This is a genomic window from Bacteroides sp. B1-V-101 (assembly GCF_023656585.1).
In the GTDB taxonomy this organism is placed as follows: Bacteria; Bacteroidota; Bacteroidia; order Bacteroidales; family Bacteroidaceae; genus Bacteroides; species Bacteroides thetaiotaomicron.
Genome location: NZ_JAMOKH010000001.1, coordinates 29,804 through 49,820 on the forward strand (window position 1 = coordinate 29,804; position 20,017 = coordinate 49,820).

Annotated in this window: 20 protein-coding genes; 17 read left to right on the top strand and 3 right to left on the bottom strand. The window is 36.1% G+C overall.

Annotation, left to right across the window (positions count from 1 at the left end; all coding sequences use genetic code 11):
• Positions 1 to 6 precede the first annotated feature (6 nt).
• The 16 genes from NBH01_RS00110 (at position 7) to NBH01_RS00185 (ending at position 18,326) form a co-directional block, all read left to right on the top strand.
• Positions 7 to 2,418, top strand: a complete 2,412-nt coding sequence (locus NBH01_RS00110) for an SLBB domain-containing protein (RefSeq protein ID WP_250699926.1) — start codon at positions 7 to 9, stop codon at positions 2,416 to 2,418.
• 14 nt (positions 2,419 to 2,432) lie between these two features.
• Positions 2,433 to 3,581, top strand: coding sequence for a chain-length determining protein (locus tag NBH01_RS00115; RefSeq protein WP_118307796.1), 1,149 nt, complete (start codon positions 2,433 to 2,435; stop codon positions 3,579 to 3,581).
• A gap of 63 nt (positions 3,582 to 3,644) precedes the next feature.
• Complete coding sequence (locus NBH01_RS00120) at positions 3,645 to 4,364, top strand: phosphocholine cytidylyltransferase family protein (protein WP_008767813.1); 720 nt, start codon at positions 3,645 to 3,647, stop codon at positions 4,362 to 4,364.
• Positions 4,365 to 4,384: 20 nt separating this feature from the next.
• A complete protein-coding gene (gene aepX / locus NBH01_RS00125) occupies positions 4,385 to 5,686 on the top strand; it encodes a phosphoenolpyruvate mutase (protein ID WP_008767814.1) in 1,302 nt (433 codons plus the stop codon).
• 16 nt (positions 5,687 to 5,702) lie between these two features.
• Positions 5,703 to 6,827 carry a phosphonopyruvate decarboxylase gene (gene aepY, locus NBH01_RS00130; protein ID WP_008767815.1) on the top strand — a complete coding sequence of 375 codons (1,125 nt, stop codon included), beginning with the start codon at positions 5,703 to 5,705 and terminating at the stop codon, positions 6,825 to 6,827.
• A gap of 9 nt (positions 6,828 to 6,836) precedes the next feature.
• Entirely contained in the window at positions 6,837 to 7,958 is a 1,122-nt protein-coding gene (locus NBH01_RS00135) for a 2-aminoethylphosphonate aminotransferase (protein ID WP_008767816.1), read from the top strand.
• Between the two features lie 342 nt (positions 7,959 to 8,300).
• Entirely contained in the window at positions 8,301 to 9,785 is a 1,485-nt protein-coding gene (locus NBH01_RS00140) for a lipopolysaccharide biosynthesis protein (protein WP_008767818.1), read from the top strand.
• Entirely contained in the window at positions 9,739 to 10,998 is a 1,260-nt protein-coding gene (locus NBH01_RS00145) for a CDP-glycerol glycerophosphotransferase family protein (protein ID WP_008767819.1), read from the top strand. Before NBH01_RS00140 ends, NBH01_RS00145 begins: the two co-directional genes overlap by 47 nt.
• Positions 10,999 to 11,006: 8 nt before the next feature.
• Positions 11,007 to 11,756 (top strand): glycosyltransferase family protein, encoded by a 750-nt coding sequence (locus NBH01_RS00150; RefSeq protein ID WP_008767820.1) that lies wholly within the window; start codon positions 11,007 to 11,009, stop codon positions 11,754 to 11,756.
• Positions 11,756 to 12,796, top strand: coding sequence for an N-acetylneuraminate synthase family protein (locus NBH01_RS00155; RefSeq protein WP_008767821.1), 1,041 nt, complete (start codon positions 11,756 to 11,758; stop codon positions 12,794 to 12,796). The genes NBH01_RS00150 and NBH01_RS00155 overlap by 1 nt, the downstream gene beginning before the upstream one ends.
• A 92-nt stretch (positions 12,797 to 12,888) precedes the next feature.
• Complete coding sequence (locus tag NBH01_RS00160) at positions 12,889 to 13,383, top strand: 3-deoxy-D-glycero-D-galacto-nonulopyranosonate 9-phosphatase (protein ID WP_008767822.1); 495 nt, start codon at positions 12,889 to 12,891, stop codon at positions 13,381 to 13,383.
• Between the two features lie 12 nt (positions 13,384 to 13,395).
• Complete coding sequence (locus NBH01_RS00165; RefSeq protein ID WP_008767823.1) at positions 13,396 to 14,574, top strand: glycosyltransferase family 4 protein; 1,179 nt, start codon at positions 13,396 to 13,398, stop codon at positions 14,572 to 14,574.
• A gap of 38 nt (positions 14,575 to 14,612) precedes the next feature.
• Entirely contained in the window at positions 14,613 to 15,596 is a 984-nt protein-coding gene (locus tag NBH01_RS00170) for a polysialyltransferase family glycosyltransferase (RefSeq protein ID WP_229084347.1), read from the top strand.
• A gap of 2 nt (positions 15,597 to 15,598) precedes the next feature.
• Positions 15,599 to 16,711, top strand: coding sequence for an EpsG family protein (locus NBH01_RS00175; protein ID WP_011107949.1), 1,113 nt, complete (start codon positions 15,599 to 15,601; stop codon positions 16,709 to 16,711).
• Positions 16,712 to 16,849: 138 nt separating this feature from the next.
• Positions 16,850 to 17,671, top strand: a complete 822-nt coding sequence (locus NBH01_RS00180; RefSeq protein WP_011107948.1) for a glycosyltransferase family 2 protein — start codon at positions 16,850 to 16,852, stop codon at positions 17,669 to 17,671.
• Between the two features lie 28 nt (positions 17,672 to 17,699).
• A complete protein-coding gene (locus NBH01_RS00185) occupies positions 17,700 to 18,326 on the top strand; it encodes a sugar transferase (RefSeq protein WP_234141666.1) in 627 nt (208 codons plus the stop codon).
• Positions 18,327 to 18,400: 74 nt separating this feature from the next.
• Here NBH01_RS00185 and NBH01_RS00190 read toward each other — a convergent pair whose 3' ends face one another.
• From NBH01_RS00190 to NBH01_RS00200, 3 genes are all read right to left on the bottom strand, one after another.
• Positions 18,401 to 18,814, bottom strand: coding sequence for an N-acetylmuramoyl-L-alanine amidase (locus NBH01_RS00190; RefSeq protein WP_118337338.1), 414 nt, complete (start codon positions 18,812 to 18,814; stop codon positions 18,401 to 18,403).
• Between the two features lie 4 nt (positions 18,815 to 18,818).
• Positions 18,819 to 18,923 carry a smalltalk protein gene (locus tag NBH01_RS00195; protein ID WP_008767884.1) on the bottom strand — a complete coding sequence of 35 codons (105 nt, stop codon included), beginning with the start codon at positions 18,921 to 18,923 and terminating at the stop codon, positions 18,819 to 18,821.
• A gap of 89 nt (positions 18,924 to 19,012) precedes the next feature.
• Positions 19,013 to 19,513, bottom strand: coding sequence for an HU family DNA-binding protein (locus NBH01_RS00200; RefSeq protein WP_234141667.1), 501 nt, complete (start codon positions 19,511 to 19,513; stop codon positions 19,013 to 19,015).
• Positions 19,514 to 19,732: 219 nt separating this feature from the next.
• Between NBH01_RS00200 and NBH01_RS00205 the strand changes: the two genes are divergently transcribed.
• Positions 19,733 to 19,951 carry a DUF4248 domain-containing protein gene (locus tag NBH01_RS00205; RefSeq protein WP_008763347.1) on the top strand — a complete coding sequence of 73 codons (219 nt, stop codon included), beginning with the start codon at positions 19,733 to 19,735 and terminating at the stop codon, positions 19,949 to 19,951.
• Positions 19,952 to 20,017: the final 66 nt, after the last annotated feature.

Here is a 20,017-nt window from a genome sequence, read left to right on the forward strand (position 1 = left end):
TTGTCAATGAAAATACAACGACTTTTTAGCATTCTACTTTTTTGTTCTATGCTGGGAAGTGGCTCGCTTATGGCCCAGTCCATGAGTGACTCACAGGTACTGGAATATGTAAAGGACGGCATCCGGCAAGGCAAGGAACAGAAACAGCTTGCTTCCGAGCTTGCGCGTAAAGGTGTGACCAAGGAACAGGCTATGCGTGTGAAGCAGCTCTATGAGCAGCAGAACAATGTAAACACCTCCCAATCCACGGGTACGGATATCAACGAGTCCCGCCTTCGTGAAGAGACTAAGGAGAATACTTCCGACATGCTGGAGGATCATCCGACTACGGAAGATTTGGCCCGTGAGGATCAGGTTTTCGGGCGCAACATCTTCAATACCCGCAACCTGACGTTCGAGCCTAGTGTCAACCTTGCCACTCCTGCCAATTACCGTCTGGGTCCCGGTGATGAAGTCATCATCGATATCTGGGGTGCCAGCCAGAACACGATCCGCCAGCAGATCTCTCCTGAAGGCACCATCAATATTCAGAAGATCGGGCCTGTCAACCTTAGCGGTATGACAGTCTCCGCCGCCAACGACTATCTGAAGGGCGCCCTGAATAAGATCTATAACGGTCTGAACAATACTACCGACCCTACTTCCGACATCCGTCTGACTTTGGGTAATATCCGTACTATTCAGATCAACGTGATGGGAGAGGTCGTGCAGCCGGGTACCTACGCCCTTTCTTCCTTCTCTACCGTCTTCCACGCGCTTTACCGTGCAGGCGGCGTGAGTGATATCGGCAGCCTCCGAAACGTTCAGTTGGTACGCAACGGAAAGAATATCGCCACCATCGATGTTTACGAATTTATCATGAAAGGCAACACACAGGATGACATCCGCCTTCAGGAAGGTGACGTGGTTATCGTCCCCGCCTACGATGTCTTGGTAAAGATCAGCGGCAAGGTAAAACGTCCTATGCGTTTCGAAATGAAGAAAGACGAGAACCTTGCCACTTTAATCAAATATGCCGGCGGCTTTGAAGCCGATGCCTACACCCGTTCATTGCGTGTTGTCCGTCAGAATGGTGAGGAATATGAGGTCAACACGGTCAAGGATATGGACTACAGCATCTACACAATGCGTAACGGTGACGTTGTAACAGCCGAAGCCATCCTTAACCGCTTCACAAACAAACTGGAAATCCGTGGCGCTGTCTATCGTCCCGGCATCTACCAGCTCAGCGGTAAACTGAATACGATCCGCGAACTTGTCCATGAAGCCCAGGGCCTGACCGGTGACGCTTTCCTGAATCGTGCCGTCCTTTATCGCCAGCGTGAGGATTTGACCAGTGAAGTTGTTCAGATAGATATCAAGTCTATCATGAACGGTACTTCCCCGAACCTTGCCCTGATGAAGAATGACATTCTCTACATCCCGAGCATTCACGATCTGGAAGATCGTGGCAATGTCACAGTTCACGGTGAAGTCGCGCACCCCGATTCCTATCCCTATGCTGATAACATGACACTTGAGGATCTGATCATCCAGGCCGGTGGCTTGAAAGAAGCCGCCTCTACTGTCCGCATTGATGTGTCGAGACGAATCAAGAATCCCCGTAGTACCGCGGATAATGATACTATCGGTCAGATGTATACCTTCTCTTTAAAGGATGGTTTTGTCATCGACGGTCAGCCCGGTTTTATCCTTCAGCCTTATGACGAAGTTTATGTCCGTCGCAGTCCCGGTTATCAGGCGCAACAGAATGTAGTCATTGATGGTGAAATATTGTTTGGAGGAAATTATGCCATGACCAACCGTGAGGAACGTCTTTCCGATCTGGTGAATAAAGCGGGTGGTCCTACCAGTCTTGCCTATCTCCGTGGTGCGAAATTGACCCGTGTGGCAAGTGCCGGTGAGAAGAAACGTATGGGTGATGTGATTCGCCTGATGAGCAGGCAATTGGGTGAAGCCATGATTGACTCTTTGGGTATTGGTGTTGAGGATACCTTTACGGTAGGCATTGATCTGGAGAAGGCTTTGACTAATCCTAAGGGTAGTGCCGACCTTGTCCTACGTGAAGGTGATGTGGTCTTTATACCTAAGAATACTAATACTGTAACTATCAATGGTGCTGTTATGGTCCCCAATACGGTTTCTTATATGAAGGGAAAGGATGTGGATTATTACCTGAATCAGGCCGGTGGCTATTCTGATAATGCAAGGAAGAGTAAGAAGTTCATTGTTTACATGAATGGTCAGGTGACGAAGGTTAAGGGTAGTGGTAAGAAACAGATTGAGCCGGGGTGTGAGATTATTGTGCCTGGTAAGGCTAAGAAGAAAGGGAACATAGCTAATATTTTAGGTTATGCTACTTCCTTCAGTTCTTTGGGTATGATGATTGCTTCTATTGCTAATCTTATAAAGAAATAATAGAATTTACTTTTATGTCAGAACAACGACAGGATAAAAACTTGCTCTCTGAACCACACAAGACAGAAAGTGATGAGATAGAAATTGATTTGGTCGATATCTTTCGCAAGATTATTGCTATTCGTAAAAAATTATACAAAGCCGTTGGAATTGGTTTTATTATTGGAATAATTGTAGCGGTAAGTATCCCTAAACAGTATACAGTAAAGGTTACCCTTTCTCCTGAAATGGGTAATGCGAAGGGGAGTAATGGTTTAGCCGGACTTGCTGCCTCGTTTTTAGGAGATGGGGCTCTAATAGGGGAAAGCACAGATGCCTTGAACGCTTCTCTTTCAGCAGATATTGTTTCTTCAACTCCTTTTTTATTGGAACTTTTAGAAATGGAAGTCTCCGTTTCTAAAAAGGATGATAAAATGACTTTGGGGTCTTATCTCGATGAAGAGTCATCTCCTTGGTGGGATTATCTTATAGGTTTTCCGGGCATAGTAATAGGAGGAGTTAAATCATTATTCGGAGAAGATACGGTTCCTGCCAGTGGAGGGCGGCAAGGAACTATCGAATTGACGAAAGAAGTAAATGAGAAGATTAATTTTCTTAAAAAGAAGATTAGTGCATCCATTGATAAGAAAACCGCCATAACGAGCATTACGGTCACCTTACAAAATCCGCAGATCACTGCGGTTATAGCAGATTCTGTCGTTCATAAATTACAGGAATATATTATTGGGTATCGAACTTCAAAAGTAAAAGAAGACTGTGCGTATTTGGAACGGTTGTTTAAAGAACGTCAGCAGGAATATTATGCTGCTCAAAGAAAATATGCGGATTATGTAGACGCCCATGATAATGTGGTTCTTCAAAGTGTACGTGCTGAGCAGGAGCGTTTACAGAACGACATGAGTTTGGCTTATCAGATATATAGTCAGGTTGCTAATCAGTTGCAGGTATCCAGAGCCAAAGTACAGGAGGAAAAGCCAGTCTTTGCAGTAGTTGAGCCTGCCGTTGTACCTTTGAAACCTTCAGGTATGGGACTCAAAATTTATATTTTATTATTTGTGTTCCTGTCCGTATCTGGTACTCTCGTGTGGGTGTTTTTTGGCAAAAGTCTGCTGGCTAGCTTGAGAAAAGAACTGAAAAATAAGGAGATAGAACAGGATAAATGATGCTAAAACGTCGTTTACAACATTCTTACATCAATTAAATTCACTTACTATATTATTAAACGAATGATACGTACAGCTATGATAATGGCTGCGGGCATGGGAACCCGTTTTGGCCAATATACAGAATTGATACCTAAAGGGTTCGTCAAAGTGGGAGGTATTCCAATGATAGTTCGTTCTATTGATACTTTGTTATCATGTGACATTGAGCGAATTGTAATCGGTACAGGATATAAACAAGAAGTTTATGAAGAATTGAAGACAGACTATCCTATGCTTGAAACCTGTTTTAGTCCTCGTTATGCTGAAACAAATAGTATGTATACTTTATATAATACGCGGGAGATTCTGGGCAATGATGATTTTTTATTGTTAGAGTCAGATTTGATTTTTGAGAAACAAGCAATAATGAGCTTATTGGAGTGTCCTGCGGCAGATGCAATGCTAATAACTCCAGTGACAAAGTTTCAAGATCAGTATTATGTGGAACATGATGATAATTTTCGCCTTTCTTCATGTTCTGTCAATAAGAATAAACTAAACGCTAAAGGCGAATTGGTCGGCATCCATAAACTATCCGGTTCCTTTTACAAAATAATGTGTGCTGATTATGCGAGTATTGTTGATGAACAACCCAATTTGGGATATGAGTATGAATTACTACGAATATCTTGTTCTCAATCTCCTGTTTATGTGCATAAAGTAGAAGGGCTGAAATGGTATGAAATCGATGACATATCAGATTTGGAATATGCAGAGAAATATATTGTTCCGTATTGTTAATTAAAATAATATATCAAATTATGAGTAAGACAGTTTATATTGGGATGACTGCGGATATTATGCATCCAGGACTTATCCGCATTATTAATGAGGCTACTAAATACGGTGATGTTATAATTGGTCTTCTTACAGATAAAGCTATTGCGGAGCATAAACGCCTTCCTTATCTGACCTATGAACAACGAAAAGAGGTAGTTCAGAATATTAAAGGCGTATGTAAAGTTGTTCCTCAAGAAGAATGGAGCTATGTTGAGAATCTCAAACGCATTAAACCTGACTATATAATTCATGGTGACGACTGGAAAACCGGGCCTTTACGTGAAGAACGTGTGCGCGTATTTGAAGTGATGAATGAACAGGGAGGAAAGGTTATCGAAATTCCATATACTTTGGGAATTAATTCATCTTCTTTGGATAAAGATATTAAGGCTATAGGTACAACCCCTGATGTACGTTTAAAATCACTTCGTCGTTTGATAAATGCCAAACCCGTAGTTCGTATTTTGGAAGCTCATGATGGACTATGTGGCTTGATAATTGAAAATCAGGAAATATTAAAAGGGGATAAGAGGGAAGTATTTGACGGAATGTGGTCTAGTAGCCTTACGGATTCAACCAGTAAAGGTAAACCTGATATTGAGGCGGTTGATTTAACTACCCGATTGCAAGATTTGAATAATATTCTGGAGTGTACTACTAAACCTATTATTTTTGATGGAGATACAGGTGGTAAAATTGAACATTTCGTATTTACAGTACGCACTTTAGAACGTCATGGAATTTCAGCTATAATAATTGAAGATAAAGTTGGATTAAAAAAGAATTCATTGTTTGGTACAGATGTTATTCAAACTCAAGATACAATCGAAGGTTTCTGTAATAAGATCAAAGCAGGAAAGGCATCTCAGATTACTGATGATTTTATGATTATCGCTCGTATTGAGAGCCTTATAGCGGGAAAGCCGGTAAGTGATGCTTTAGAGAGAGCTTTTGCATATGTCCAAGCGGGAGCGGACGGTATTATGATACATAGCAAAAATAAGTCGGGTGAAGATATAAAAGAATTTTGTTTGGCGTTTCGAAAACAGTATGCTCATGTACCTATCGTGGTTGTGCCTACTACATATGATCATATTTATGAGTCTGAATTGTGTGATTGGGGTGTGAATATAATTATTTATGCTAATCATATGCTTCGTGCCGCTTATCCTGCTATGATGAATGTCGCAAAGATAATATTAGAGAATGAACGTGCTTTAGAGGTGCGCGAACTGTGTATGCCCATAAAAGAAATATTGGAACTGATTCCAGGTACTAAATAAAAAGAGGAATATCATTATGTTAAGCGTAGAAAAAGTTTATGAAACGTTTCTGAGTCATGACGTTGATTTTTTTACAGGAGTTCCAGACTCATTACTAAAAAATATTTGTGCCTATATCACAGACCATACTTCACGTGAGAAACATATCATAGCTGCTAATGAAGGTGCGGCTGTAGGAATTGCTTCAGGTTATTATATGGCATCAGGTAAGGTTCCTGTGGTTTATATGCAAAATTCCGGCTTGGGTAATACTGTTAATCCTCTGCTGTCTCTTGCAGATGAACAAGTATACAGTTTTCCAATGCTTTTGATGATTGGCTGGCGTGGTGAACCGGGAACAAAAGATGAACCTCAGCATAAAAAACAGGGTGAGGTAACTTTAGATTTGTTGAAAGCAATGCGGATTCCTTATATAATTCTTGATTCAAATGAGAATGATGCATTTATTCAGCTCCATGATATCATACAATCAGCAAAAACTAAGAATATTCCTCATGCAATAATTATTCGGAAAGATGTTTTTGGCAAATATAAACTTCAAAAAGAGTTCGGATGTAATTATCCTTTATCTCGTGAGGATGCTTTGCAAATAGTTGTGGATTATCTGCCTGAAAATTCAGTGGTCGTTTCTACTACTGGCAAGCTTTCTCGTGAGTTATTTGAATATCGAGAAATGAAAGAGCAAGGTCATGAACATGATTTTCTCACGGTAGGCTCTATGGGACATAGTTCATCAATCTCTTTGGGTATTGCTATAGCAAAGCAAGATAGACCTGTTTATTGCTTGGATGGTGATGGAGCATTTATTATGCATTTAGGGGCAATTAGTAACATTGGCGATTTATCTCCTAAAAACTATTATCATATTTTGTTTAACAATGGTGCTCACGAGTCTGTAGGAGGACAGCCTACTTTAGGATTTAGTTTAGATATTCCGGCTATTGTCCGGGGGAGCGGATATAAGCATACTTATACTGTTTGTACAAAAGTTGAAATTGAAGAAGCAATGAAGCAGCTTCCAAAGTTATGTGGTCCTGTTTTGTTGGAAATAAAGGTTAAAATAGATTCTCGGGAGAATTTGGGACGTCCCACGACTACTCCTATAGAGAATAAGGAGCATTTTATGGATTTTTTAAAATAAATATATTCGATGAAAATAGAAAGAAAAATATTATTAAATCCTGGGCCTGCCACTACTACTGACAGTGTAAAAATGGCACAAGTTGTTCCGGATATTTGTCCTCGCGAGAAAGAATTCGCAGGTATGATGAAACAACTTCGGGACGATTTGGTCAGAGTTGCTCATGGGAATTTGGAAAAACATACCGCTGTATTATTTTGTGGCTCAGGAACCATCAATATTGATATATGTCTAAATTCTCTTCTTCCTGAAGACAAAAGGGTGCTTATAGTGAATAATGGGGCATATAGTACCCGTGCTGTAGAAGTGTGTCAATATTATGGTTTGCCTCATATTAATTTGGAATTTTCCGTTTACGAACGTCCTGATTTATCGGTGGTGGAAAATGTGTTGCAAGAAAATCCTGATATAGCTATGGTTTATACTACTCATCACGAGACGGGTACAGGAATTCTGAACCCTATTCGCGAGATGGGCGCTATAGCTCATAAATATCAGGCTAAATTTGTCGTCGATACTACTTCTTCTTTGGGCATGATTCCTTTTGATATAGAGAAAGATAATGTGGATTTTTGTATGGCATCTGCTCAAAAAGGACTTCAAGCGATGACAGGTCTTTCTTTTATTATAGGCAATGAGGAACAGATTAAGTTTTCAAAAAAATATCCCAAGCGTTCTTACTATTGTAATCTTTATTTGCAGTATGAGAATTTTGAGAGAACAGGTGAAATGCATTTTACTCCACCGGTACAAACTATTTACGCCACTCGTCAGGCATTAAATGAATATTTTGAAGTGGGTGAAGAAGCTAAGTTTGCCCGTCACAAAAGAGTTTTTGAGGCTATTCATTCAGGTATAAATGAAATTGGTCTTAAAAGTGTAATAAAGCGTGAATGGCAGTCAGGACTGGTTGTCTCAGTTCAATACCCAGAAGATCCCAACTGGGATTTTGAGAAAATACATGATTATTGTTATGAGCGTGGATTTACGATTTATCCAGGTAAGATATCAACTGAGGATACTTTTAGAATCTGTGCTTTAGGAGAGATAGAAGTAGATGATATTGAGAACTTCTTTAAAGTACTAAAAGCTGCATTAAATCATTATAACGTCACATTACCGATGTCATGATTGCAGAAATATTATTGAAGATTCGTCATTTTTATTTTTCCCTTCGTGGTATACACTTCCATCCGGAAAGTGTTATTTCTGGAGTGCCTATTCGTAGCTTTCGCTTAGTAGGCAAATATGGCAATATTAATTTGAGGTGATGCATTAGGAGTTCTTTATTCTTATAAAAAGGCATCGGTAGTTATAGGAGATAATGTTTGTGTAGGGTAATTTGCTTTTAGTGGGAGAGACCATATTAGAATTGCGGTAAGGGGCGAAGAAGATAATAACCAATTAGTGAGAATATTGGAAAAATATAATTGATATCGGTAAATGTAGTTGTTTTTATACTGTATTTAAGTAATGGAAAATCTAAAGCAGAAAACTGTATCAGGAATAATGTGGAGCGCTATAGAACGTTTCTCTTTACAAGGAGTACAGTTTATAATTCAAATAATATTAGCTCGTTTGTTACTACCATCGGATTATGGTATGATCGGGATGTTAGCTATTTTTCTTCAAGTCGCTCAAGTATTTATAGATAGCGGTTTTACAAATGCTTTAATCCAGAAAAAAGATAGAACTGAAGAGGATTTTGCCACTGTCTTTTATTTTAATATTCTTGTCGCAGTATTATTCTATGGTATATTGTTTTTTTCGGCTTCTTTGATTGCAGACTTTTATAATATGCCGACTTTAGTTCTTGTAATTCGTTTTATAGCATTGTCGTTGATAATAAATGCTTTATCGGCTATTCACAGAACGAAATTAATTATTTCTGTAAACTTTAAAACTCAATCTAAAATTTCATTAGGTGCAGCTTTTATATCAGGCGTGATTGGAATATGGATGGCTTATGTCGGTTGCGGGGTTTGGGCTTTAGTTTGGCAAACTCTCTTAAATAGTATAATTTTGACAATTTTGTTTTACTGTTTAGTTCATTGGAAACCTTTACATACTTTCTCCAAAAGTTCTTTTGAAAGATTATTCAATTTCGGATCTAAATTATTGATCTCAAGTCTTATCAATACAGTATATCGTAATCTGTATACCATTGTAATAGGAAAAAAGTTTTCTGTTGTAGAGCTTGGTTACTATACAAGAGCAGAACAATTTGCTATTTTTCCTTCCAATAATTTAAATGCTTTAGTTTCTAGAGTAGCGTATCCTATTTTAAGTTCCATTCAAGATGATGATAAATGTTTAACAAACGCATATCGAAATTATATCAGATTATCCTCATATATAATTTTTCCTTTAATGGTAGGTTTACTTGTTTTGGCTAATCCTATTATTAGTCTATTGTTAACAGATAAATGGTCTGGGGTTGTTATTCTTTTACAGATATTATGTTTGGATTGGATGTTTGATCATTTGAGCCAAATTAATTTGAATTTATTATGGGTTAAAGGAAGATCTGATCTGTCGTTACGTCTTGAAATAATAAAAAAGACGATTGCTATATTCATTCTTTTTGTGTCAATTCCATTTGGGCTTGAGGTGATGTGTTGGGGTAGAGTTATTTACTCTCTGATAGCGACATATTTGAATACATATTATACTAATTCTCTTATTGATTTGACCTTAAAGTTGCAAGTTAAAGATGTATTTCCAAGTTTAATACTCTCTTTCATAATGGGGGGGATCGTTTTTATATGTATTTCTTTCTTTGAAACTGATATAGTAAAAATTGTGATTGGATGTATTACTGGGATGTCCTTCTATATTTTACTTTCTTTTCTTTTTAAGCTAGATTCTTTTTTTTGTATTTTAACATTGATCATTAAAACTAAAAACATAGATGAAAATATTAAAAAAGATTTTTCAAGTAATAGTAAAGATAATTAACCATTGTGTGCCAGTTGATAGTAGATCATTGTATTTTATTCCTCATCCTAATTGTAGAACAGATAAATATGATATTATAAATTATTCGTCAGATAATGTTCTCGTTCTGTTAAATTATTTGCTAAAAAAAGATAGTGCTGAATATTATAAAATATATGTTGAAATTTATGATTCTTCTCGTATTTCAGAATATCAAGAATATATTTATGGCATAAATCCTAATATTAGGTGTACTTTTTTATGTGCATGTGTTGGACGTTTTTTCTTTAATAAAGTATCTTTTAAGGATATGTTGTATGCCTTTTTTTGTTTTTGTAGAGCAAGTAAATGTTTTACAGCTACTTTTTATTATGATTTTTCATTTAAAAAACGCTCTCAACAGATTATTTGTTTGGGGTATTATACTCCATTCAAAGATGATTATCATATGGGAGATCATTCTTATGATAAATTTCGTAATACAACATGTAACTCATTTGATTACTCTATTGCTACTTCTTGTTTAAGTGCTAGAATAATTTCAATAGATTGTGGAATCTCATATGATAAATTCAAAGTCTTAGGATTTCCCAGAAATGATTTGTTGATATCGAAAAATAATTGCAATGTTATTAAAAGAGAAATTTCGAAATTTGCGGGATATGATGTAACTAAATATATAGTTTATACTCCAACTTTTCGTGATTATGAGACTGTTACTGAAGGTAATTTGCGTTCAATACTCGGATATGTTGATTGTGATTTGTTGAAGTTATCGAAAATACTATTGAAGTTTAATGCGGCTTTAATTCTTAAATTACATCCTTTGCAGAATAAAACAGTCTTAAAAAAAGATTTACCCAAAGGTATACTTGTTTTTGAACAAACATATAAATATGGATTGTATGATCTTTTGTCATTTTCAGATGGAATGATTACTGATTATACTTCTACCTATTTTGATTTTTTATTGGTAAATAAGCCAGTCATATTTAATTTCTACGATATTGAAGAATATCGTAGAGTAAGAGGTTTCTCATTTGAGCCAATAGAATTTTTTTGTGCAGGTGATATTGTTTACAATTATAATGAATTGATAGATGCTGTGATGGGACTTCTGGCTGGGAAAGATATTCATGCTGAACATCGACGTCATATTTCTTTATTGATGAATCAATTTCAAGATGATAATTCAACAAAGAGAATATGTGACATATTTTTAAATGAAATATAATAAATAAAATGAATTATGCATTTGTGGTGCAGGCACGTTTAGGTTCTACACGTTTGCCTGGAAAAATATTGAAACCTTTCTATGGTAATCAATCGATTCTTGACTTAATGGTTCATAAGCTTTCTGCTATATCGAATATTCCAGTAATTATTGCTACAACAAATTCTGTTATCAATGAACCTATTGAAAAGAAGGCACTTGCATTAGGGGTAAAGTGCTTCAGAGGTGAGGAGAATGATGTTTTAAAACGATTCATTGATGTTGCTGAATATTTTGATATACAGGGTATATTCCGAATATGTTCTGATAATCCATTTTTAGATGTACATGCGGCAAGGCAATTGGTCGAAATAGCAATGAAATCTTGTAACGATTATATAAGTTTTGATATTGATGGTACTCCATCAATTAAAACTCATTTCGGTTTTTGGGGAGAATTTGTAACGCTTGATGCGCTGAAGCGAGTTATAGGATTTACTGATGATTTATTGTATCGTGAACATGTTACTAATTATATATATAGTCATCCTGAACTTTTTAATATTCAATGGATTTCAGGATCTCCAGTCGTGTCAAAACATCATAATATTCGACTCACGATTGATACGTTAGAAGATTTTTCTGTAGCACAGAGAATATATAGGGATTTACAAGAAAAAAGAGTGGAAATATCGATAGAAGTGATTGTAGACTATGTTCGAAGACATGCAGAATACATTCAACTGATGAAACAACAAATAAAAAAAAATTCTAAATAATGAAGAATACTTATATTATTGGTGAAATAGGGCAGAATCATAATGGTTCTGTTGACTTGGCTAAGTTGATTATTGAATTAATCTCACGACCTGTACATGAGGATGTTTTTGGTATGGATTTCATGCCAATGAATGCTGTTAAAATGACTAAAAGAGATTTATCAGAAGAATTGGCTGTTTCTCAAATGAATCAAATATATGACAATCCTAATTCTTTTGGGCGTACTTATGGTGAACATCGTGCTTTTCTTGAGCTTGATGATCAAGCGCATTTTGAGATTTATAAATATGCTAAGTCATTAGGATTAGATTTTATCGAGACGTTATGTGCCAAAGGATGTCTGTCTTTGCTTAAACTGTTCACACCGGATAGGCTAAAAGTTGCTAGTCGTGATTTGACTAACTTACCATTGCTTGAAGCATTAGCAGAAACTCATATTCCTATTATATTATCGACAGGAATGGCTGGTCAAAGAGAACTTGACAATGCATTAGATGTGATAACGAGATATCATAGTAATATAGCTATTCTACATTGTGTATCTCAGTATCCAACTCATCCAAATAATTTGAATCTACGTACAATAACATATTTGAAGAAGCATTACAATAAGTTTGAGATAGGTTTTTCTGATCATACAATAGGTATTTCTGCTGCTACAGCTGCTGTAGCGATGGGAGCGGAAATTATAGAAAAGCATGTAACAATTGATCGGCATATGAAAGGAACAGACCAGCTTGGCTCTTTAGGTCCAGATGGGGTTAATCGTATGATTCGAGATATTCGCATAGCAGAGTGTTGGCTTGGTACTGAAGATCTTTATATAGAAAAAGGGGTGGAGAAGTCTAAGATAAAACTTGAACGTTCTATTGCCACTCGAAAATATATTCCAGCAGGTAGTATTATTCAAGAGTCGGACATTCATTTACTGAGTCCTGGTGATGGTTATAAATGGATAGATAAAAAAAATGTAATTGGTCATTTTGCTAAACAAGATATATCGGCGAATGAAATAATATATCCTGATTTTATTGAATAGATATATTCCTACTGCAACTTGTATTACGGTATAGAGTACTGCCTGCTATAAGCTAAGTAGTGATTAATAAATAAGGGTAAAATACTAAAAAAATGAAAGAGATAAAGCTTATACTTACAGATATTGATGGCGTTTGGACTGATGGCGGAATGTTTTATGATCAAACAGGTAATGAATGGAAAAAATTCAATACATCTGATAGTGCTGGTATTTTTTGGGCACATAATAAAGGTATTCCTGTGGGTATTTTAACAGGTGAAAAAACTGAGATAGTGCGACGAAGAGCAGAGAAGTTAAAAGTTGATTATTTATTTCAAGGAGTAGTGGATAAATTGTCTGCTGCAGAAGAATTATGCAATGAATTAGGGATTAATTTGGAGCAGGTGGCCTATATAGGGGATGATTTGAACGATGCTAAATTACTTAAGCGTGTAGGTATAGCTGGAGTACCTGCAAGTGCTCCATTTTATATTCGTAGATTGTCTACTATATTCTTAGAAAAAAGAGGTGGTGAAGGTGTTTTTAGAGAATTTGTTGAAAAAGTTCTTGGTATAAATTTGGAAGATTTTATTGCTGTGATTCAATAGTTGTTGTAAAAGATGAAAAAGGTAGATATAATTCATGGTGGATGGCTTAAGGCTCCTAATGGGGCTAGTTCTGTTCTTAGGACTTTAGCTGAATCTACTTCAAAATTTGAAGAATACGGTATTCAGCTTTCGGTTTATTCAATGGATTTGATTGTGTTAAAGTCATTTGAAAATATAGCAGCTATAAATCAACGGAAAGGATTACGGTACTTTATTAAAAAGAATGCTAATGCAAATTCTATACTAGCATTCATTTCTATTTATGCAATATATTTGCGGCATGCTCGTAAGATTGTTAAATATTATTTTGATCAAGGGCTTGAGGAATCGAGAATCTTGTTTATACATGATATTTTTACATGTTATTACTATTTGAAGTATCGATCTAGAAGACAAAAAACCGTGTTGGTATTACACAATAATGGTGATACTTTTAATATGCTTAGACAATATTATCCTGTGCTTAATAAATCAAGGCTTTATAGTATATTATTATACATTGAAAGGAAGGTTTTATCTGAAGTGGATAAGGTGTTGTTTGTTGCTGAGAATCCTAAAGATACTTTTGTACAATTACATCCAGATATTCCTATTGAAAAAGTAGGATTTGTTTATAATGGCATTTTGAGCAAAGAAATGCATATATGTCCGGAAAAACATCTAGGGCCACTTGAAATCTGCTGTGTGGGATCTGTTTCAAAACGTAAAGGGCAAGATATGATTGTTGAAGCTCTTGTGAAGATGTCTCCTGTTCAAAGAGAGAAAGTGCATTTTACCATTGTAGGTGATGGTACATTAAGGGGGGAATTAGAAAAGTTGTGTTTTGAGAAAGGAATCTCTAAATATATAGATTTTATAGGTGTTTCGAATCAAGTAGAAAATTATTTGTTGAGGAGTGATATTTTTATGTTACCTAGTAGAGATGAAGGATTCCCTATTTCTATTTTGGAGGCTATGCGAGCAGGACTTCCTATTATATCTACTAATATTGCAGGTATTCCGGAAATGGTTTTTTCCGGGATCAATGGAATTGTAATTTCGCCATGTCTTGAAGATATATATGATATCTTGTGTCATATTGAATCTTATAATTGGAGTGCAATGGGTAAACTCTCTTATGAACTATATCAACAGAAATTTACGCTTGATTCAATGATTGAATCTTATGCTAATATTTTGAACGCTATATGAAATATGTCTTTTGGATACATAGTAGTACTTCGTATTATATGGCAAAAGCTATTATAGCAAAAGAAAATTTAGATTGCCATAATGTTGTTTATTTGATTGATCGGAACTATGCTAATAAATATCATAATAATATTGATATAGAAATTGAAGATATTTCATTTTGGATGAATAAGTTTTATCCGATGAAAATTAAAACTATATTAAATTTGAGGAGGATTATTAAAAGTTTTGATTGCTATATATCCTGCTTGATTGCTGATAGTTTTACTGTATATATTCCCCAATTAACTACTCCTATATTTCAATTACTCATCACACATCATTCATGTGTAGGATATCATTTTATGGAGGAGGGCCTTGCTTATTATAAAGACCAACTTTACAAGGCATCTCCTAATAAATTTCCGTTACTAGTAGAATTATTATTTAAGGTATATAATATTTTTTGTCGTCGTGTACAATTAAATTATCCGTTTTTGAAACCTTATAAAAAGAGTCGGTTTCAACCTAAATATTATTTACTTAATAATAAATATAATGTATTAAGAGAGAATGTTTCTTTGGTTTCTTGGATTAAGGAAGAGACTTTTTTCACATCTATTCCTTCAGGTGCTTCTGTTTTGGTTTTAAGTCCAATTGTAGAATATCGTTTGGCAACTCCTGAGAAATTCTATGCAAGCATGAATCTGTTGTTTAATTATATTTCGGATTCGCATGTGTTTATTAAAGCACATCCTTATCAGGCTTCTAGTGTTGTGAATACTTTGGTTGGTCTGTTAGAACAACATGGAAAAACTTGGACTCTTATTCCAAATGATGAACCTTTTGAACAGATCCTTTTATCTGTTGAGAATCTTTGTGTGTTTGGGACAGAGTCTAGTTTGATGTTTTATGCGACACTGCTTGGTAATAACAATAAGATTATTTCCAATCGTAATAATTTGGCTTTTAATGATATTATTTTTAGAAAATATGCTCAAAATAGTGAGTCCTTAGTTGTAAATAGTTATATTCAAATTTAAAGATGTTGATTTATTGGGTTGTTTTCTTTATTCTTTTTCTTTTTAGTTATGTAGAACTTATTTCCGCTAGACAGTCCTTGGTATTATTAAGATGCGTGATTCTATTTATAGCATGTATGGTGGGATTTCGTTATAATATAGGGGCTGATTGGGAGACATATGTAATTATTTACAACAGGCAGATTCCGTCGCTTCTAGATCCAGAATATAGAATTCTCATGGAACCTCTTTTTTGGATTTTAGGGAGTTTATGTAAAACTCTAGGTTTAAGTTATGCGTGTTTTTTTATAATATTGTCATTGATATCGTTTGTCGTATTATTTATAGTTATTAGACGAATTGGATGTGGATATATTTATTTGCCAATTCTTTTATATTTTTGTTTGTTTTTCTGTCAGTTCCAGCTAAATATAGTTCGCCACGGGATTATGGCTTCATTTGTGTGGCTAGCTTTTTCATATATAAAGGAATGTTCTTTGAAGAAGTTTGTTTTTTTTCTTTTGATAGCTGCAGGCTTTCAACTTGCTGCGTTGGCCTTTTTCCCATTTTATTTCTTGTTGAATAGATGTTATATGCAGAAGAGTGTTGTTACTCTTATTTTTATATCATTGATTTTTGTAATGTTGGGAGTATCACAAAAAATACTGTTATTGGGTACTAAAATACCTGTTTTTGGGGAATTTGTAAACTATTATATTCTAGATTTTTATGGACGGAATGTTGATGCTTCTTATGGTTTTTCTGTAGGGATGATTGTTAATTTGTTCCTTTTTTTGTTTCTTTATTTTGGAATGCGTTCCGTCTATAATGATATATCTAATCATTTGAAGATTTTTGTAAACTTATTACTTTATAGTTTTATATTGAGTTGTTTTTTTAATGCATATGCGGTTTTTGTAGAACGGTTAGTGAGCGTTACTAATATGACTTTACTATTTATATTACCTTACGTTTTGCATAAAATCTTTATTGGAAAAGTTAATAAAACAATAGCATTTGCTTGCATTGTTGTATATGCGATGTTGATGTTTACTAAGACGCTTTATACACCAGTTCCGTTAGGTGGAAAGTATGAATATCAGTTTATTCCTTACCAGTATTCATTTGTTATTTAAGGGATTATAACGTTTGGTAGATGAGTGTAATTCAATTTGTCTTTTCTGTGATCTAATTGGATGTTCTGAGAGTAATATATCCTAATTTTATCAATATCTGTTTCTTTGGATATTGTATCCATATGTAAATTTATCAAAATGTCAAAATTAATATTTTCAGTACTTATTTCTGTATATTATAATGAAAGTATTTCTTATTTTAAAAAGAGCTTAGATAGTATTTTATATCAGACTCTTTTACCTGCAGAGGTTGTTTTAGTCAAAGATGGGATTTTGACAGATGATTTAAATTGTATTGTCAAAGAGTATTCTCAAAAATATCCTATTTTGAAAGTGATTTCTTTGCCTGTTAATCAAGGACTTGGTAAAGCACTGAATGAAGGCTTAAAGCATTGCTCCTACGATCTAGTTGCCCGAATGGATACAGATGATATTGCCAAACCTGATCGTTTTGAGAAACAAATAAGGGTTTTTCAAGAGCATCCGGAATTAGATGTAGTAGGAGCATGGATCGATGAGTTTGAAGAAACTACTTCAAATATTATTTCTACAAGAAAGTTACCTGAGGTTCATGATGATATTTGTCAATTTGCAAAGAAGCGTAATCCGGAAAATCATCCGGTAATTATGTTTCGTAAGCAAGCTGTATTAGCAGCAGGTGGATATCAGCATTTCCCTCTTTTTGAGGATTACTATCTGTGGATACGTATGCTACAGAACGGTGCTAAATTTTACAATATCCAAGAGAGCTTATTATATTTTCGCTTTTCACCGGCTATGTTTAAACGGAGAGGCGGTTTAAAATATGTGACAACGGAACTACGTTTTCAAAATCAACTAAGAAATTTAGGATTCATAACTTCCTCTGAATATCTCTATAATGTCTTTATACGGGTGATTACTAGGATGATGCCCAACACTTTACGAGCTATCTTGTATAAAAAAGCTCTGAGAAAATAGTCTTTAACCAAACTATAATTAATAATTTATGGAACAACAAACAACTTTTATTCCCGACGGAATGAATGCTTTTGAGCGCAATGTAAAGCGAATTGGGGATTGCATTATTGCGGGCATATTACTGATTATTTTTTCTCCTTTATTTTTAATCTGTTATATAGCTGTGAAACGTGAAGATGGTGGTCCGGCTATTTTCAAACAGGAACGTATCGGTCGTTTCGGCCGTCCGTTTTATATTTATAAGTTCCGCAGTATGCGTTTGGATGCGGAAAAAATGGGACCTGCGTTATATAAGGGTGGGAAAGATAAACGATTGACTAAAGTGGGTAAGTTTTTGCGTGAACATCATTTGGATGAATTGCCGCAACTTTGGAATGTCTTCTGCGGGCAGATGGCTTTTATTGGTCCTCGTCCCGAACGGAAATATTTCATTGATCAGATAATGGAACACGATCCTCGTTACGTATTTTTGTATCAGATACGACCGGGTGTTACTTCGTATGCTACGTTATATAATGGGTACACAGATACGATGGATAAAATGTTGCGTCGTCTTCGCTATGATTTGTTTTATTTGCAGCATCGCTCATGGTGGTTTGATTTTAAGATCTTGGTGAAGACATTTATAAATATTTGTTTTGGCAAGAAATTCTAGCAGGGAAAATTGCAATGTATTTGTAAAAATCAAAAACACTCATCGCTATGCAATGAGTGCTTATAGATACTAACCTACAATTCCCTGTATTCTTCTACGCAAGGGTAACACGGACATTTCTTTATCGGATTTAAATCATGATGTCCTATAATCAACGCTTCTGGAAATTTTTTCTTTAGCTCACGGAGCAGAGCTAACAGCGCCCCTCGTTGCGCCAGCGTACGTGTATCTTTCGCTTGTCCTTCCGCATCCAGTCCTCCTTCGTAACAGATTCCTATGGAATGTGTGTTATGATTCCGGCAATGTGCTCCGACCTTCTCTAGTGATCGTCCCGGATGTATTTCCCCATCACGTGTGATGTAGAAATGGTAACCAATATCACGGAATCCCCGATGTCGGATATGATCCTGTCGGCAAGCCTCCGCCGAGAGGGATTTTCCCTCTGGCGTGGCACTGCAATGAATGATAATCAGTGTGATGGTCCGCATAAGTTTACATACAGCTTTGTACTCCTATCAAACCACCTACAGCAGTAGCGACAGTGATGATTACTTTGATAATGAAACTCCATACGGATCGTGATGATGAATTACTCATAGGTTTTGATTTTAAATGAAAAAAATATTGATTTTTAATGAGTCTTTAGCCGTGATAAGCTAAAGACTTTGCGGGGTTCAGGTTATGACTTAAACAGTCGGGTCCGGTGCTTCTTCGTCTCCTTCGTCCGGATTAGGTTTTGGATCGGGAGTGTTGTCTGAACCGGAACCTCCTCCTCCGGGCGTTGTCGGTTTCTGATACTCCGCCTGCTGCTTCAATTGGCTGTCGAGCTTCAGATTGGTCGTTGATAAGTTTCCAGTGGCACGTGCTTTGAGCCGCATACCTGTGATGTTCTTCTCCAGCGAGAACTCTTCCAGCGTTTCGGCAGCCTTGCTTCGGATTCCTACACCGAAGATGGCTAGATCATCAATTTTCACACTTTTGCCGTCGAGCAGCAGTTCCTTGATGCAGTCCACCATATCAGTGAGCACGCCTTTGATCACCCCACTGGAATACGGTGAATTGTGTTTCGACATGTGTTCGGCAAGTTTGGCAAGGTCGAATGTCTCGTCGCTTACCGCCCGGGCGAACCATTTGCCGGCATTCAAGCCTTTTTTCTGTTGGTTCTGATAAATTTTGTAACGAATCATAAAATAATAATTTTAAAGAGTTAAACATACTTTCGTGAGGATTTCTCCCTTTCGATGACACAAAGATAGTATGCTGTAACTCGGAAGAATCGGTTGTGTACAGTGAGAGTCGGTAATGTGCAATTGTTGTCAGTTATAGTCTGTTATTCCCTGATAAAACGTAGGTAATGTGAATATATTTTGTTACTTTTGTGACAGTAAAACAGAAACTTATTTGTCATGATAGAATTCAAAATACGTGCTTATGGTCGTATGGAACTGGCACAGCTTTATTCTCCCGAACTTACTGGCATTGCCGCTTACCGCAAAATGAATAAATGGATTGTCCGCTGTCCCGGTCTTCAGGAACGCCTGTCCGATTTAGGTTATCAGCCGCAGCACCGTTCTTACACTCCGCTGGAGGTAAGGGTGATTGTGGATGCATTGGGAGAACCATGAGCAGGTAATAAGTATTAGGTAACAGGTAATAAGTGTTGTAGACTGCGAGGGGCGTTTTGTATTAGC